Source organism: Echinicola soli, assembly GCF_006575665.1.
GTDB classification, from domain to species: Bacteria; Bacteroidota; Bacteroidia; order Cytophagales; family Cyclobacteriaceae; genus Echinicola; species Echinicola soli.
Map to the genome: position 1 here is coordinate 1,702,964 of NZ_CP041253.1, position 17,429 is coordinate 1,720,392.

General features: G+C 44.7%; 12 protein-coding genes. 7 read left to right on the top strand and 5 right to left on the bottom strand.

Annotation, left to right across the window (positions count from 1 at the left end):
- Window positions 1-120: 120 nt before the first annotated feature.
- A complete protein-coding gene (locus tag FKX85_RS07130; protein ID WP_141614071.1) occupies window positions 121-2,451 on the bottom strand; it encodes a M1 family metallopeptidase in 2,331 nt (776 codons plus the stop codon).
- A gap of 256 nt (window positions 2,452-2,707) precedes the next feature.
- Complete coding sequence (locus FKX85_RS07135) at window positions 2,708-3,289, bottom strand: HupE/UreJ family protein (protein ID WP_141614072.1); 582 nt, start codon at window positions 3,287-3,289, stop codon at window positions 2,708-2,710.
- Between the two features lie 199 nt (window positions 3,290-3,488).
- On the opposite strand from FKX85_RS07135, the gene FKX85_RS07140 reads away from it, so the two are divergent.
- Window positions 3,489-3,950: a DUF6702 family protein gene (locus FKX85_RS07140; protein ID WP_317130674.1), complete on the top strand. Its 462-nt coding sequence runs from the start codon at window positions 3,489-3,491 to the stop codon at window positions 3,948-3,950.
- Window positions 3,951-4,680: 730 nt separating this feature from the next.
- Here the strand turns inward: FKX85_RS07140 and FKX85_RS07145 are convergent.
- Window positions 4,681-6,090 carry an aldehyde dehydrogenase family protein gene (locus FKX85_RS07145; RefSeq protein WP_141614074.1) on the bottom strand — a complete coding sequence of 470 codons (1,410 nt, stop codon included), beginning with the start codon at window positions 6,088-6,090 and terminating at the stop codon, window positions 4,681-4,683.
- Between the two features lie 367 nt (window positions 6,091-6,457).
- Between FKX85_RS07145 and FKX85_RS07150 the strand changes: the two genes are divergently transcribed.
- The 6 genes from FKX85_RS07150 (at window position 6,458) to FKX85_RS07175 (ending at window position 14,029) form a co-directional block, all read left to right on the top strand.
- The gene (locus FKX85_RS07150; RefSeq protein ID WP_141614075.1) at window positions 6,458-8,272 is read left to right on the top strand and encodes a DUF7507 domain-containing protein; all 1,815 of its coding nucleotides are present in this window, start codon (window positions 6,458-6,460) and stop codon (window positions 8,270-8,272) included.
- Window positions 8,273-8,283: 11 nt separating this feature from the next.
- The gene (locus FKX85_RS07155) at window positions 8,284-9,261 is read left to right on the top strand and encodes a PorP/SprF family type IX secretion system membrane protein (RefSeq protein WP_141614076.1); all 978 of its coding nucleotides are present in this window, start codon (window positions 8,284-8,286) and stop codon (window positions 9,259-9,261) included.
- 2 nt (window positions 9,262-9,263) lie between these two features.
- A complete protein-coding gene (locus tag FKX85_RS07160) occupies window positions 9,264-11,948 on the top strand; it encodes an OmpA family protein (RefSeq protein WP_168196231.1) in 2,685 nt (894 codons plus the stop codon).
- Between the two features lie 178 nt (window positions 11,949-12,126).
- Window positions 12,127-12,744, top strand: a complete 618-nt coding sequence (locus FKX85_RS07165; RefSeq protein WP_141614078.1) for a helix-turn-helix domain-containing protein — start codon at window positions 12,127-12,129, stop codon at window positions 12,742-12,744.
- A gap of 86 nt (window positions 12,745-12,830) precedes the next feature.
- Window positions 12,831-13,331: a TspO/MBR family protein gene (locus FKX85_RS07170; RefSeq protein WP_141614079.1), complete on the top strand. Its 501-nt coding sequence runs from the start codon at window positions 12,831-12,833 to the stop codon at window positions 13,329-13,331.
- 230 nt (window positions 13,332-13,561) lie between these two features.
- On the top strand, window positions 13,562-14,029 hold the full coding sequence (locus FKX85_RS07175; protein WP_141614080.1) for an SRPBCC family protein: 468 nt from the start codon (window positions 13,562-13,564) through the stop codon (window positions 14,027-14,029).
- A gap of 8 nt (window positions 14,030-14,037) precedes the next feature.
- Here the strand turns inward: FKX85_RS07175 and mnmD are convergent, their stop codons facing one another.
- Both mnmD and ispF read right to left on the bottom strand, forming a co-directional pair.
- Window positions 14,038-14,721 (bottom strand): tRNA (5-methylaminomethyl-2-thiouridine)(34)-methyltransferase MnmD, encoded by a 684-nt coding sequence (gene mnmD / locus FKX85_RS07180; RefSeq protein WP_141614081.1) that lies wholly within the window; start codon window positions 14,719-14,721, stop codon window positions 14,038-14,040.
- Window position 14,722: 1 nt separating this feature from the next.
- Entirely contained in the window at window positions 14,723-15,208 is a 486-nt protein-coding gene (gene ispF, locus FKX85_RS07185; RefSeq protein WP_141614082.1) for a 2-C-methyl-D-erythritol 2,4-cyclodiphosphate synthase, read from the bottom strand.
- Window positions 15,209-17,429: the final 2,221 nt, after the last annotated feature.

Below are 17,429 nucleotides of genomic sequence, written 5' to 3' on the forward strand. Positions count from 1 at the left end.
GGCTATCACGAGCGAAGCGAAGTGATCTCGATTGCAGGTATAAGAAGATTATTTACTGCGTTCACCATGACGGATTACTTATGATACAGCTCTTTTTTTGGATAAGATTGCTTGTGGTGATTACTTGTTCTTTTTGGCTTCCTTCATAGGATTGCTGCCGCTGGCAGCTCCACGAGGGCCACTTTCTCTCTTGAAGAGCTCGAATCGGGAAGGAATATTCCTTCTGGGGAAATAGTTGTTTTCTTCGTCGATGTCGGCAGTTTCCCTATATGGATCCAAGACGATGCTGTCCACTTCTTTTTTGGTAGGGAAAACTTTGGTTATTTCTGATTCGTTTTTTCTCCAGATATAAGCAGGTATGCGCTGTACTTCGGAAGATCCATCGGTATAATTAAACTGAATGATCAGGGGCATGACTAGACCGCCAATATTTTTAAAGGTCAGTTCGTAGTAGTTCAGCCCATTGTTAAAGAGTTTTTTTTCCTTTTCATTAAGGCTGGAAATGAAATCCTTGTAAGCTCTTTCATCACTTGGGCTTACTGAGAACCTGTCGTAACTGCTGTAGAAGTCTCTAGTGGAAGGATCTTTTTCCAGTACGGTTTCAGGAACATCTTTTTCGTTTCGGGTTTTGGTCAGGTAGCTTTCATATTTTTCGTATTCTTCGGCATCAGCTTTTTTCTTTTCCTCAGGGGTTCTGTTGTCCAGCTTGTACCACTTTACATCAGCAAGGGAAATGTCCACCGGCTCTGTGCCGAAGAACCAGCCTCTCCAGAACCAGTCCAGGTCTACCCCGGATGCATCTTCCATCGTACGGAAGAAGTCGGCTGGGGTGGGGTGTTTGAATTTCCATCGCTGGGAATATTGCTTAAAGGCAAAGTCAAACAATTCACGGCCCATCACTGTTTCCCGCAGGATATTAAGGGCAGTGGCCGGTTTGGCGTAGGCATTTGCACCAAACTGAATGATATTTTCAGAATTTGTCATGATCGGCTCTAGGTATTGCTTTTCGCCTTTCATGTAATCTACGATTTTATGCGCTGGGCCTCTTCTGGAAGGGTAGTTACGATCCCATTCCTGTTCGGCAAGGAACTGCATAAAGGTGTTCAAGCCTTCGTCCATCCATGTCCATTGGCGTTCGTCGGAATTGACGATCATGGGGAAGAAGTTATGGCCCACTTCATGGATGATGACAGATATCATACCGTTTTTGATGGCTTCGGAATACGTGCCGTCCTTGTCAGGCCGTCCGTAGTTAAAGCAGATCATGGGGTATTCCATGCCGTTTGAAGCTTCTACCGAAATGGCCGTAGGGTAAGGGTAGTCAAATGTCCTGGCAGAATAAGACTTTAAGGTATGAGCCACTACTTTGGTAGAATATTGCTCCCAAAGTGGGTTGGCCTCTTTGGCATAATAGGACATGGCCATGACGTTCTTGTTGCCTACATCCACCGCCATGGCATCCCAGATAAACTTACGCGAGGAGGTCCAGGCGAAGTCCCGGACGTTCTCCGCTTCGAACACCCAGGTTTTGGTGTCGGAAGCTTTTCCTTTTTCGAGTTTCTCGGCCTCATTCTGAGTACGGATGATCACAGGCTTGTCAAAAGTCTCCTTGGCCTGATTCCATCGGTCCAGCTCTGTGTCGTTCAGTACCTGATCTGGGTTTTGGAGTACGCCAGTGGCGCCCACCATATGGTCAGCAGGTACGGTGATGCTTACTTTGTAGTTGCCGAAGGTAAGGGCAAACTCTCCACTACCATAGAATTGTTTGTTTTGCCAGCCTTGGAAGTCAGAATAGACCGCCATTCTGGGAAACCACTCTGCCATCGTGTAGAGGTAGTTGCCATCCTCTTCAAAATACTCATAGCCGGGGCGGCCACCGATGAAGCTGGTTCTGTCGTGGATGTTAAAGCTCCAGTCCACGGTAAATTCTATTCGGTCGCCAGCTGTAAGCGGTTCGGGCAGGTCCACGCGCATCATGGTTTTGTTGATTGCTACGGGGATGTCATTGCCTTGGGAATCTTTTACGCTGTGGATTTTGTACCCCAGGTCCTGGTCGTGCCAAAGGATGGATTCCAACTGGCGCATGGACATTCTGTCTTGAATTTTGCTAGTAGATGCTTTGTGGCTGTCGGCGTCCTTGGCACGCTGGTTTTGGTCCAGCTGGATCCAAAGGTAGCTGAGAGCATCAGGGGAATTGTTTATATAGGTGACGGTTTCCGTGCCTTTGATGGTTTGGTTTTCGTCATCTAACGCTACACTGATGTCATAGTTGGCCTGTTGCTGCCAATACAAATGACCTGGAGCACCAGAGGCTGTCCGGTAAACATTCGGAGAGCGGAGCATTGGGCCAAGCTGTTCGAAGCGCTCAGCGTGATTTTGCTCACTATGCTGTGCCATGGCCTGGGTAATGAGCACCAGGGAGGCAGCAAGGATGTGAATAAATCTTTTCATATCTCTCTTATAATTTGGGTTCTCGGATTAAAGGTTCTTCTAAAATTTAAAGAATGTAAAATTCGCTTGTCCGAAATCTTTGTTTCGGACATCAGGGGCATTTCCTGCCTTGACTGCCCACTGGAAGATACCAATTTCGATGCTACCTTACGGCAGAAGCCTTTATTCAAACTTACCGGTTCTTCGTACCTCGTACTTCTCTCTTCGTACTTTATCACTTACTTCCCTCTTCGGACACGATGCATCCAACACTTATCTACCAATATACTTTATCCAGCATCATCATAATGGACATTCCCAACACGATGGAGGAAATGACCAGTGCCCATTCTTTTCTATTGGTACCAAATATACCAATAGTAATTGAAGAGATCACAATGAAGATACCTACGATGATGAGCTGGCCGGCTTCCAGACCAAGGTTAAAAGCTAGCAAAGGCTCCCAGATGGAGCGCTCTCTGCCCAATAGGGACCGTAGGTAGTTCGAAAATCCAAGGCCATGGATAAGTCCAAAGAAGAGAGCAAAGGCATAATTCGCCTGGATGCCACTTCCGCTGGACGGGCGAGGCTTTAGGATATTGAAGAAAGCAGTAACGGCAATGGTCACGGGAATGAGGAATTCGATCAAGTTGGAATTTACATTGAAAATCCTGAGCGTGGCCAGGGCCAAAGTGATGGAATGACCAATGGTAAAGGCCGTTACCAAAATGAGGATTTTCTTCCAATCACGAAGCAAATAGATGGCACATAGGGCGATCACAAACAGAATGTGATCAAAACCATTAAGGTCAAGGATATGTTCTATACCGAGCTTGAAATATGCTTGAAACTGACTCATGTAATAATTTGTTTGTCCTCTTGCATGATGATTATCCGACCGGTGATCTTGCCGTAGTGTGCGCCAAATCACGTTCGTAATACAAGAAGGGCTTAGTATTTAATTTGGGTTTGGAAAAACTGGATGTAATATTAATGTTAAATTCGCATAAAAAATAACAATCAAAGCGTAAATGTTCTATAATTATATATTCTCATTCATGATAGGATGGGTGGCGTATTTTCATCCTTTTTATATCAGTGTTACCGATATAAACTATAATGAAGCATCCCAAAGCCTGGAAATTGCCCAGAAAATTTTTTGGGACGATCTTGAAGTGGCCTTGGGAAATGAAGCTGGTAAATCAGTGGATTTTATGGATCCCCAGGATCCCGATGAGTTATCCCTGATGATCAAAAACTATTTACTGAAGCACAATATGATATCTGTCAATGGGAAAAAAGCCTCGCTGGAGTATTTGGGCTTCGAAGTGGAGGAAGATGCTGCCTGGTTTTACTTGGAGGCAAAAGGCATCAGCAAACCTGGGGAAGTCGAAATTTCCAATGAAATTTTGATCAGTGATTACCCAGATCAGCGGAATATGGTAAATTTTTATGTGGATGGAGAGCCAAAGACCTTGATATTGTATGGGGATAATGAAAGCGGAAGGCTGGAGTTTTGATAGTGGTTTGAGAGGTTGTAAGTTTATAAGTTGTAGTAGCAATTGACCGTTCTCGGATCAAGTGGAAAAGTTGGGATAAATGCAATTCAAGTGGCCATCACCTAAAACATAGGGTGAGCAGCTAAGTCGATTGGGGAAGTATATTCCTATTTGGTTAACCTAAAGACATTCTCCCAGAAATATGCTTTGATCCCCGTTCCCTGAGCGGATCTGTTTAGCCGGATAGAGCCGAAGGGCAATGTACATTTTGTCTTATAATGATCAATGTACTTACCTGATTATAGTTGATCGGATTAATTATTAGATTTCATTGTCAAACATAGTAATAACTGATTCATCCCTAGATGGGATTTTAGACCAATTCCTTTCAAACTCCTCCGGACTTTTGCTCATTTTCGCTATAACGAGGGCTACAACCACCCATAACGAATTGTGCCTGTCTGAAGCCAAGCAGGCCTGTCTGGTGCAAAACAGGCTTGTCTGAAGCCAAGCAGGCTTGTCTGAAGCCAGGCAGGGAGGGACAGCTTGTCCCGGAGGCTATCGGGAACGAGGCAGGCTCGTCTAAAGAGAAGGAGATTGCTTCACTCCGTTGCTCTGCGTTCTCAATGACGTTGCCGACAAGAGGAATTTTGTCTCAGGTCTCGCATCTCAAGACTTACGTCTAGACACTGGCTACTTGCATCTAGCCAATGCCCAGTATCCGGTAGTTAATATCTCACATCAGATGATACTACCCTCTCATCACCCACTTCATAAAGGCCTTGATGATCCCAGAGGTTTTAAGCCCATAAGGAGGGTAAAGTAATTTTGGTAAGGTCTTGCCCGTTCGCTGTTTCAGAATTGATTTTTCATTGCTAAATGCCAGGAATCCCGCATGTCCGTGTGAACGGCCCATGCCACTGGGACCTATTCCACCAAAGGGCAGCTCGGAATGAAGAAACTGGATCGCACAGTCATTGACTACCAAGGCCCCACTACTGGTGGTTTTCCTGACCTGTTCGGTAACCAGGTCCTCTGTTGTGAATAAATAGACGGCAAGAGGTTTGGGCTTTAGTTGGATCAGCTGAATGACATCATCTATCTGGTGATATGTGATGATAGGCAGGATAGGACCAAAGATTTCCTCTTTCATCAAGTCCATTTCTTCAGAGACTTGGCTCACCACTGTAGGTTCCATGAATTGGTGGTCAAGAGAGTTTTTACCGCCAAATTCCACATGTGCGCCCTTAGTTTGGGCATCTTTAAGGAGGTTTTGGAGTCGGACGATGTGTTGTGCATTGATGACTCTGCCATAGTCAGCGTTGCGGTCAAAGCCTTTGCCGTTGGTATTATACATGTGGTTTACTTGCTGTTTGAGGGCTGCTATGAAGTCATCTTTTTGGGATTCATGTACAAAAAGGTAATCAGGAGCGATGCAGGTCTGTCCGCTATTGATAAATCTGCCGATGGCTATTTTTTTGGCGGCATCCTGCAAATCAAATCCCTGATCGATGATCACTGGAGACTTTCCGCCCAATTCCAGGGTGACACTGCTCAGGTTTTTAGCGGCCGCTTTCATGACGATTTTTCCTACACCAGTACTTCCGGTGAAGAAAATATGATCGAAAGGCTGTTCGAGAAGTTCTTCGGTGACGGGAATCCCTCCTTCAAAAATCGCCACATCTTCTACTGCAAATAGCTCGGTGACCATTCTCCGGAGCAGTGCAGCAGTGTGTGGGCTGTGCTCTGAGGGCTTCAGGCAAACACTACATCCTGCGGCAATGGCAGATACCAAGGGGGCTACGGTGAGGTTAAAGGGATAATTCCAAGGAGAAATAATCAATACAGCTCCCTTTGGTTCAGCTTGGATATAGGCTTGGGTACCCAGCATGTGAATGGGTTGTTTTACTTTTATCGGAGCAGACCATTTGGCCAGGCTTTTTAGCGCGGCATTGAGCTCCATCACCACAAAGCTGGTTTCGGTGACAGCTACTTCGGCAGTAGGTTTATGGAGGTCCGCATAGAGTGCCTTTTCTATTTCCTTTTGATTTGATCTGATCCATTCTTTAAGCTGTTCCAGTTTTTTGATCCTGCTGGAAAGTGCTGATTGTTGGTTTTTTATCGCTTTTTGCTTTTGGATATGAACGGTCTTTGGGATCATGGGATCAGATTTATTGGTTGAATTTCAGTGCTTTAGATACTTCCGTACAAGATATAAAATAAAGTCTAAACAGATAATATCGGCGGTGATCATTGTGAAAAAATCCAACTATATAGTTTTTTAATTATGTTTTTTGAATACAGTCATATCCTTTATGTATATATAAAAATGTATTTTAATTTAAAATAAATGCTGTTTATTTTGCAAGGTATTACAATAAATAGCATATTTACATCACATAAATGTATTTGAAATGCATAAACTTGTTGTGAAGGTGTTTTGAATGTGTTTACGATTGGAGGTTCCTTTTAGTATTACATTTTTGAACCTGACGATTTTAAAAGAACTACGATAAACTCTACTAATTATGAAAGCACTTTTATCCAGCTTTTTATTTTGGGCTGCATGCTGTTTTGCTCATGCTGCTGTTGGTTTTGGCCATGAGTCCAGGGAAGAACCCATTTATCCCTTTGGAGAAGAGGTCCATCTCCTTTTGGAAAAGACAGGGCACTATGAAGATAGTAACGAGGATGGAGAATTTAGTGCCGGCGACACGATTTTTTATTCCTTTTTGATCAAGAACGTCTGTACTGGCACGATAGATCAGATCAGTGTGGAAGATCCGCAGGCCACTGTCGAAGGCGAGCCAATTACCTTGGCTCCTGGGGAAGAAGACAGTACGACTTTTTCAGCGTATTATGTACTTTCCCAAGAGGATGTGGATGCCGGAGTTTTTAAGAATACAGCAACCGTATCGGGAAAACTGCCTTCTGGAGAGGTGACGACGGCCAAGGATGAAGATATTCAGGATATTTATGTAAAGGGCTCCATCAAGCTGGAAAAGATCGGGACATATATAGACACCAATGGAGACGGTGTGCCCAATGTAGGCGACCATGTCCATTATTCATTTGTGGTGAAAAACAGCTGCCATGTCACCCTTAAAAATGTCCATGTGCTGGATACTATGGTGGACGTTGCCGGAGGGCCGATTACCTTGGCTCCCGGTGAAAAGGATAAGACCACTTTTAAGGCTACATATGTCATTACCCAAGAGGATGTGGATCGTGGAAAAGTGGTCAACAAGGCCACAGCAGAAGGGGAAAACCCACAAGGGGAGCTAATAACCGACTGTGATACCTATACGGTGATAGTAGAAGGGCCTGATGAGACTGTCATGTTTGAACTGACCAAAGCAGTGGATGTCACCGAGGCTGTGCTGGGCCAGCAACTGACCTATACCATTTCCATTACGAACAATAGCCAAGTGGAGATCAGGGATGTCACACTCACTGATCACTTGCCGGCAGTATTCACCTTGGTGTCTTCCTCTCTGGAACAAGAAGCCGATGGTGGCTGGATCATTGAATCCATGGAGCCTGATGAACAATTGGCAATAGAAATAATTGTGATGGCTACCCAAGTGGGGGAAGCCGTCAATGTCGTGGAACTAACAGTGGGGGATTACCAGATCGAAGCTGAGGCTGAAGCAGTAATCATTACCGACCATAATGTGGATATGGCCATTTCCAAAACATCTAATGCGGCCAGGATTTACCAAGGGGATGAATTCAGTTACACGATCACGGTGCAAAACAATGGCGAGGGTACAGCCACGGGCATCACGATCGTGGATGAACTTCCTGACTTAGTGGGCTATGTCAGTAGTTCGTACCTGCTTTCATCAGAAGGGATGGAACCATTGTTGGAGCAGGAGGGCAATACACTACGATGGAATATCGCTGAATTCCCGGCAGGTGAAAGCATGGTGATTACCCTTACGGTAAAAGCCAAAGCACTAGGAGAATTGCTGAACGAAGTGAGTGTAGAAAGCGCCCATGAGGATGTAAATCCTGCTGACAATACAGATAAAGACTATAATACCATTGCCGAATTTTTTATTCCCAATGTATTCACCCCCGGTACCAAGGATGATATCAATGATTACTTTGTGATCAGGGGATTACAGCAATTTAGCCGTAACCATATCGTGATCATGAACCGCTTGGGAGACCATGTTTTCGAAAAGGAAAACTATCAAAATGACTGGGATGCCCAAGGGCTCAATGGCGGGGCTTATTTCTACGTCTTAAAGGCGACCGACCCTCAAGGCGATTTCCATGTATTCAAGGGATGGGTGCAGGTAATCAAGCATACCTCTTCCAACCAAACAGAACGATAACCATACCGATCATGAGAAAAATTTTTACCGTTTATTGTCTATGTTTTTTTGCATGGACATTCCTTATGGGAAGTGAAGGGCGCGCCCAGCAGCTTCCGCAGTTTAGCCAATATATTTTCAACGGCCTGAATATCAATCCTGCTTATGCAGGCTATAAGGGGGTTCCCTATATTCAGTCGACCTATCGTAGCCAATGGTCCAATTTTCCAGGCGCTCCCAAGACCTTTTCACTGTCCGCTGACTTAAGTGCCAATGAAGGTACCATGGGATTTGGGGCATCCATTCTGTCAGATAAGCTGGGGCCTACGTCCACCTTCTCTGCACTGCTGACATATGCCTATAGGTTACAGACTGGCTACGATTCGTTTTTGAGTTTTGGACTTAGCGGAGGGCTGTCCGAATATGCCATAGATGGTACGATGCTGAGCCCTGACGAATATAATGATCCTGATATTCCGGAGGGAAAAGTAAATACCTTTACCCCAAATATGAATACGGGGATTTTCTTTCATACCGCCAGGTTCTATGCAGGATTCAGTATGTTTAATATGATTGGTAAAAAAGCGCTTGAAAGAGAGGATATTTCCCTGGCTTATCATGATTTCCACTATTATTTTACGGCAGGTACGATGATATTTGTTTCTGATGAAGTGCAGTTCAAGCCTTCCGTACTGGTCAAAGAGGCCAAGGGAGGCCCCACTAATTACGATATCAATGGCATGTTGCTGCTGATGGAGCGGCTGTGGCTGGGGGCATCCTATCGGTCAAACTTGGGGAATGGCAGTAAAAATTTGCAAGAAAACCTCAATAATCGAAATTCTATAGCAGCAATTGTGGAAATCTTTGCAACTAAACAGCTTAGAATAGGGTATAGCTATGATCATAATGTAAATATTTTGAGTAACTTAAGGAATAATTCCCATGAAATTTCAGTGGGATATTATATTATTCCTGGAGATGTTAGAGTACATAACCCAAGATGGTTTTAAGCATGAACAAGATTTTTAAAGCAGCATTTGTTATCATTTTTGCGTTGCTGGTGTACGAAAGAAGCTATGGCCAGCAGGCACTTTTGCGGTATGCGGATAAAGAATATGGACTATTGCATTATCAAGAATCCGCTGAAGCGTATGAACGGGCTTATGAAAAGCGTGGGAAATATCGGGCTGCCAAAGGCGCCGCGATCAGCCATGAAAAGATGAACGATTATCAGTCCGCCTATGAGTGGTGGCAGAAGGTTATCGGCTTTGAGGAGGCTGTGACGGATGATTATGTCCATTTTACGGCAGCAGCCAATTACGAAGGCAAACTCGAGGAGGTAAAGGCGGCACTGGACACATTGCCGGACCGTGAAGGTTTGGATCCTCTCAATTTGGATTCGCTTCAATACTGGTATGCCTCTTCCTCAAAAATGGCACTGGAACCTGTGCCGGGGATTAATAGCAATGCTTCCGACTATGGTTTGGTGAAGGATGCTCAAGGCAATATGTACTTCACTTCTGATCGGGGTAAAACAGGCAATGCGAAAAAATCCGCTGTGCGACTTGACCTGTCCGGAAGGATGAATGAGGATATTTATGAATGGACGGGAAGGGATTTTTTGCATGTTTATAAAGCGGATAGCACAGGAGCCATTAGCTCCTTGGAAGTTCCTGTGCCGGATAGTTACCACTTTGCGGATCCTTTCTTCGTAAATGGGGGCAAAAAAGTATTCTATACCGTCACTAGAAAGGTGAAGCGTCAGAATGGAAAAAAAATTAAACCTGCCAATAGCGTAAACCCAGAGATGGACTATGGCCAGCGGGCCGATTCCTATATTGATTATCACTCTGAATTGTACTTCAGCCAGGTAGGCGAAGACGGGAAGTTTGCCGATTATAAACCTGTTCCTTGGAATGATGCCACAGGGTATTCGGTGATCACACCTTTTGTGGATGAAGAAGCAGGAAAGCTATACTTCGCCTCGGATATGCCAGGAGGTTTTGGGGGGTATGACATTTATGAAGTGAGCTTTGATGATGATTTTAACTTTGGCACCCCCGAGAATCTGGGAGAGCTGATCAATAGCGCTGAAGATGAGCGGGATCCGTTTTTGATGGATGATACGTTTTATTTTTCATCCAATGGTCATTTTGGCTTAGGGGGATTTGATCTGTTTAGTGCAGGCTATCGGAGCGGGACATTTTCGGGACTGAAAAACCTCGGGATTCCCTATAATTCGCCGCGCGATGATTTTGGATTTCTGTTGGCTGATGGTGGCAAAATGTACCTCTCTAGTGATCGCAGTGGTGGTGCAGGGCTGGACGATATTTATACCATGCAGACGATGTTGATGCGCTTTCTTGGCAGGGTGGTTGATTGTGAAGGAGGGCTGGTCAGTGATGGTTTTATGGCTGAGATGATCAAGAAAGATGAGCAGCGGGCATTAACGCTCGATCGGGAAACGGCAGGTGAAATCAAGCGTGACTTGGAGCCTGGGGAAGATTATGCCTTAAAGATAAGCAAGCGAGGTTATTTCCCCGTTTATGATGACCAGATCAAGGCAGAAGCCGAAAATGGACTGGTTGAGCGAGAGTACACGCTAGTTCCCATACCCTATAGAAGGACAGTATTCGTGGATCTGGTGTACTACGACTTGGACAAAGCGGTCATTCGGTCTGATGCCATGGCTGTGTTGGATAAGGTGGCTGAGTTGATGGTTTCCCAGTCTTACCTGGATTTACAGGTACGTTCCCATACTGATGCCCGGGCATCCAATGATTACAATGAAAAGCTCAGCAACTCGAGGGCCGATGCTGTAGCAGCTTATTTGGAAGGTAAGGGTATTTCGTCAGAGCGGGTTCATGAGGCCTGGTACGGAGAGGAAGAATTGGTCAATAATTGTGGCGACGGTCAGCCCTGTCCAGAGTGGAAGCACCAGCTCAATCGCCGCAGTGAATTAGTGTTGATGGCATTTTCTGAGGAGGGCAAGGAGTACGAACTGCCTGCCGACCTGAAGGATTTGTGCGAGACGCCAAACCTCGGAGTTACGATGAATGTGCCGACTATTTATTTTGACTTTGACAAATACATCCTTCGTCCCGAGAGTGTTTCCCAATTGGACAGAGTGGCCCTGCTGCTAAAGGAACGACCTGAAATGGAGTTGGCATTGGCAGGTCATACCGATATCCGGGGTTCTGAAAGCTATAATGAAGTGCTCTCTGAACAGCGTGCCGAGGTAGTCAGGGATTATCTGATCAGCTTAGGGATCGAGGAAGGCCGGATTAGTTATAAATGGTATGGCAAAACCCGTCCGGTACATGATTGCTCCGGTAGTCCGTGTACAGCGGCCGATCACCAACTTAACCGACGCACAGAGATCATGCTAATGCTGGATGGATTAAATATCAATGATACATCCAGTCCTGCTTCCACTGGTGAAGGAATGTCTGCCTTACCCAAGGCCACCGAAGAAATTTATCTCATTTCAGGTGTATTTAGCTCCAAAGAAAATGCAGAGGAGTACCTGAAAGTACTTGACCAGAAAGGTTTTGACCAAGCAAAATACTTCTTTAATACAGACGATCAGCTTTTTTATTGTTATGTGACCACCTTTGATAGTTTTTATGATGCTTCCAAAAGGCTGGAACATTACAAGTCCAAAGGCCTGGGAAATGCTTGGGTGAAGAAGATTTAGAGACGTCATACTTTTACCATAGCAAGAAAATCTTTTATAATGATAATAGGATAAATTAGCTCAAAAATCAGCATTTTGTCACTTTAGACGTAGAAATGTCATAAAGTAGGCGCCTTTACGACATGATCAAAACGAAGGTATATCCACTAATTTTGGGGTAAACAAAATGCTATAGGCTATGGAAGAAAATAGTATTTCATCAAAACTAAAAGGGCTTAGGTCAAGTAAAGGGATTTCTCAGGAGTTGCTGGCAGAAGAGGCGGGAGTAAGCCTGCGGACAGTCCAGCGCATAGAGAGTGGTACTTCAAAACCAAGTGGATCTACTTGCCAGCGTTTGGCCGAGGCATTAGGTATAAGTCCCGATGTTTTTATCGATCCCAATCTAATGGAGAACACGGATTTTCTAAAAAAGCTAAGCTTGTCGGCGCTATCATTTATCCTTTTCCCATTACTGGGAATTTTAGTACCTTCTGTACTTTGGGTGCTTTACAAGGATAAAGTTAAAGGAATTGATGAGGTAGCAAGACCGCTCATTAATTTTCAAATTACCTGGACACTTTTATGCGTGTTGCTTCCTTTTTTGATAATGCCTCTGCTGTTTGTATTATTGGAGATAGCAATGGGGGTGTTTGGGCTGCACATTGATTTGTCTTTTATCAGTTTTTTTGAAGCTAAATTGATATGGTTTCTAATGTATGTTTACAATGCTACGGTGACAGTAGTCAATACATTTAATATCCATGACAATAAGGCGACCAGATACTTTCCCACAGTCAAATTTTTGAGGCTCAAGTAATAGAAACGAACACGATGGTCTAAGTCTAAAAAAGAGGTGCCCAAACAATTCTTTATTTTGGTAGTTACACTTTAAATAGAAGTAATATGGATACCACCGGAAATGTTTCAAGCAAAAAGGTCAATTGGTTTTACCTATTGCTGTTTGTGACCGTAACGGTTTTGATGGGCAGTATTTCAGGAATTGCCAATGTGGGAAATATCACCACTTGGTACGCTGATCTGGAGAAACCTTCTTTCAATCCACCCAACAGCCTTTTTGGACCTGTTTGGTCGGTGTTGTACGCGTTGATGGGGCTAGGTTTTTACCTGATCTGGAATGCGCCGAAATCTGCGAGGAGAAAGCGTGCGATCCAGGTTTTTGCTGTGCAGTTTGTACTGAATTTCTGCTGGAGCTTTATCTTCTTCCATTTTCATTTGATCGGGTTGGCCGTTGTTGAAATCGTGGTGCTGCTAGGTATGATCATTTGGATGATCGTGTGCTTCAAGGCTGTCAGCAAGTGGGCGGCCTATTTGCAAATCCCTTACCTTCTCTGGGTCGGCTTTGCTACATTGCTCAATATCAGCATTTGGTGGCTTAATTCTTGATTAAAGAAAGGTATGTGATCCAACCTTCTAACCTCAGTTCGACGGTAAAATGAGGTTTGAAGCGTTGACTTTTATGGTGTTTTTAGAACACCCCCTGAAAGGGTGCTTAATCCAGCCCAATGAAACGCATTGGGTTAAATACGTGGGGATGACACTACCCGCGGCCTGCAGGGGTAGCTAAATAAGTGCTTGCAGTGTTAAGAAAAGTAACAAATCAATAAACCGTATACATGGGACACCACCAGCTGTTTTCCGAGCAAAAAATTCCGGCCACTGTGGAAGAGGTATGGGATTTTATTTCTTCTCCACAAAACCTCAAAGTCATCACTCCCGATCATATGGGATTTGATATTACCTCCAAGCACCTGCCCGAAAAGATGCATCCGGGGATGATCATCAGCTATAAGGTAAGCCCAATACTGGGAATCAAAATGAACTGGGTGACAGAGATTACGCAAGTGAGGGAAAAGGAATTTTTTGTGGATGAGCAACGCATCGGGCCGTATGCGATGTGGCACCATCAGCACCATCTAGAGCCGATAGAAGGTGGGGTGATAATGAAAGACATCGTTACTTATCAGCCACCATTTGGCCCTTTGGGGACTATTGCCAATGTAGTTTTTATCCGAAAGCAACTGGCCTCCATTTTTGCCTACAGGTTTAAGGCCGTGGAGGAAAAATTCGGAAAGTTTGGATGACCTTTTACTTATAATTTAACGCCGCGAACCATTTCCTTTTTGCCTGGAGGGCCAGGAAGCGTTTCTACCTTCAGTCCCACTGCCGCAAGATCCCTTTTCACTTGACCTTTGGCGCAGTAGGTGACCAATACCCCTCCGGGGTTCATTGCGTCCACTACTTTTTGCAGGAGGTCTTTGGACCATAACTCAGGCTGCTTGCTTGGTGCAAAGGCATCAAAGAACACCACATCTGTAGGGTACAGCTGTACATCTTCTAAGGTGGTTTTGTCCTTTTTCATGTTGAAATATGGAGTGATGGCATCACCTTTATTCCAAGCCGCCTCGTGTAGTTGGTCGAAAAATCCTTGGTAGTTGCTTATATCCTCGTCGATACTTTTATAGTTGAGTTTGGAGTATATATCTTCCCCAATAGGAAAGGGCTCAATGGTGTGGTAAAGTAGTGGAACCTTGTTCTGTTCGGCCCAAACAAGTGCCAGCCAGGCATTCAGCCCCGTACCAAAACCTACCTCAAAGACCCGGATGGGTTTTTGATGAGGGTGGTGGGTAAACCAATAATCCAAGCCATAAAGAAAAAATACATGAATGGATTCCCGATATGCGCCATGAAAAGAGTGATACGTCTCATTGAGTTCAGGAACATAGAGGGAGTGGGATCCGTCTTCCGTTTCGATCAGTTTGATGTCTCTGTCCATGTCAGTTATTTTTATAGATAAGTGCCACACAATACGCAGAAACCCCTTCCTGTCTTCCCACAAAACCGAGTTTCTCTGTTGTGGTGGCCTTAATGGAGATATCATCCTCAGCGATGGCCATGACTTCAGCCAGGCAGGTCTTCATGGTGTCAATATGCGGGTTTACTTTTGGGAGTTGGAGGCAGATGGTGGTGTCCAGATTACCGATTTCGTAACCTTTTTCACGGATCATTTTCATTACATCGGCCAATAGGATTTTACTGTCAATGCCTTTGTATTCAGGGTCCTGATCCGAGAAGTGGTGGCCAATGTCCCTCAAATTGGCAGCCCCCAGTAGGGCATCGCAGATTACATGGATCAGGACATCAGCATCAGAGTGGCCTACAGCTCCTTTGCTGTGTTCGATTTTAATCCCTCCCAGCCAAAAATCGTAGCCTTCCTGTAGCTGGTGCACATCATAACCAAATCCAATTCTAAATTTATTCATGGGGTGAAGATAACGGATTTTGCCCAAATTTTCGAAACGATTGGCATGGTAAATCAGGGAAGGTGTGAATGTTTAATTAACCCGAAAAGCAAAGAAGTTATAACTACAAGGATTTTGTGTTAAAAGCCAAGGAATAAGATATGGGTAAGCCGCAAAGTCACCAAGGCACTAAGTTTTTTTGGAGAAACAAAGGAGCAGACTGCGCGACACTTCCCAACAAATCTACTTTGTGACTTCGAGCCTTCGTGGCGAAAAAGCAGGCCACATATTGTTCCGACGGCTGTACTGCGGAAAAATGAGCAGTGAGTTTTTAGCTCAACACGTGTTAAAGTATGGGCAGCATAGAGTGTTCGATCTTTTCTATTAAGTGGTAATCAACGCCAATTTGTCTGCCCCCGCAGTTAGGTGGGCTAGCTTGGTAACGAGTAAGATATGGGTAAGCCACAAAGTCACCAAGGCACTAAGTTTTTTTGGAGAAACAAAGGAGCAGACTGCGTGACACTTCCCAACAAATCTACTTTGTGACTTCGAGCCTTCGTGGCAAAACAAGCAGGCCACCTGTTGTTCCGGCAGCTGTACTGCGGAAAAATGAGCATTGAGTTTTTAGCTCAACACGTGTTAAAGTATGGGCAGCATAGAGTGTTCGATCTTTTCTATTAAGTGGTAATCAACGCCAATTTGTCTGCCCCCGCAGTTAGGTGGGCTAGCTTGGTAACGAGTAAGATATGGGTAAGCCACAAAGTCACCAAGGCACTAAGTTTTTTTGGAGAAACAAAGGAGCAGACTGCGCGACACTTCCCAACCAATCTACTTTGTGACTTCGAGCCTTCGTGGCAAAAAAAAGCAGGCCACCTGTTGTTCCGGCAGCTGTACTGCGGAAAAATGAGCAGTGAGTTTTTAGCTCAATACGTGTTAAATTACGGTCTTCATAGAGTGTTCGATCTTTTCTATTAAGTGGTAATCAACGCCAATTTGTCTGCCCCCGCAGTTAGGTGGGCTAGCTTGGTAACGAGTAAGATATGGGTAAGCCACAAAGTCACCAAGGCACTAAGTTTTTTTGGAATACAAAGGAGCAGACTGCACGACACTTCCCAACCAATCTACTTTGTGACTTCGAGCCTTCGTGGCAAAAAAAAGCAGGCCTCCTGTTGTTCCGGCAGCTGTACTGCGGAAAAATGAGCAGTGAGTTTTTAGCTCAACACGTGTTAAAGTATGGGCAGCATAGAGTGTTCGATCTTTTCTATTAAGTGGTAATCAACGCCAATTGGTCTGCCCCGCCGTTAGGTGGGCTAGCTTGGTAACGAGTAAGATATGGGTAAGCCACAAAGTCACCAAGGCACTAAGTTTTTTTTTGGAATACAAAGGAGCAGAGTGCACGACACTTCCCAACAAATCTACTTTGTGACTTCGAGCCTTCGTGGCAAAACAAGCAGGCCACCTGTTGTTCCGGCAGCTGTACTGCGGAAAAATGAGCAGTGAGTTTTTAGCTCAATACTTGTCAAATTGCGGTCTTCATAGAGTGTTCGATCTTTTCTATTAAGTGGTAATCAACGCCAATTTGTCTGCCCCCGCAGTTAGGTGGGCTAGCTTGGTAACGAGTAAGATATGGGTAAGCCACAAAGTCACCAAGGCACTAAGTTTTTTTGGAATACAAAGGAGCAGACTGCACGACACTTCCCAACAAATCTACTTTGTGACTTCGAGCCTTCGTGGCAAAAAAAGCAGGCCTCCTGTTGTTCCGACAGCTGTGCTACGGAAAAATGAGCATAGAGTTTTTAGCTCAACACGTGTTAAAGTATGGGCAGCATAGAGTGTTCGATCTTTTCTATTAAGAGGTAATCGACGCCAATTGGTCTGCCCTGCCGTTAGGTGGGCTAGCTTGGTAACGAGTAAGATATGGGTAAGCCACAAAGTCACCAAGGCACTAAGTTTTTTTGGAATACAAAGGAGCAGACTGCACGACACTTCCCAACAAATCTACTTTGTGACTTCGAGCCTTCGTGGCAAAAAAAGCAGGCCTCCTGTTGTTCCGGCAGCTGTACTGCGGAAAAATGAGCAGTGAGTTTTTAGCTCAACACGTGTTAAAGTATGGGCAGCATAGAGTGTTCGATCTTTTCTATTAAGAGGTAATCGACGCCAATTGGTCTGCCCTGCCGTTAGGTGGGCTAGCTTGGTAACGAGTAAGATATGGGTAAGCCACAAAGTCACCAAGGCACTAAGT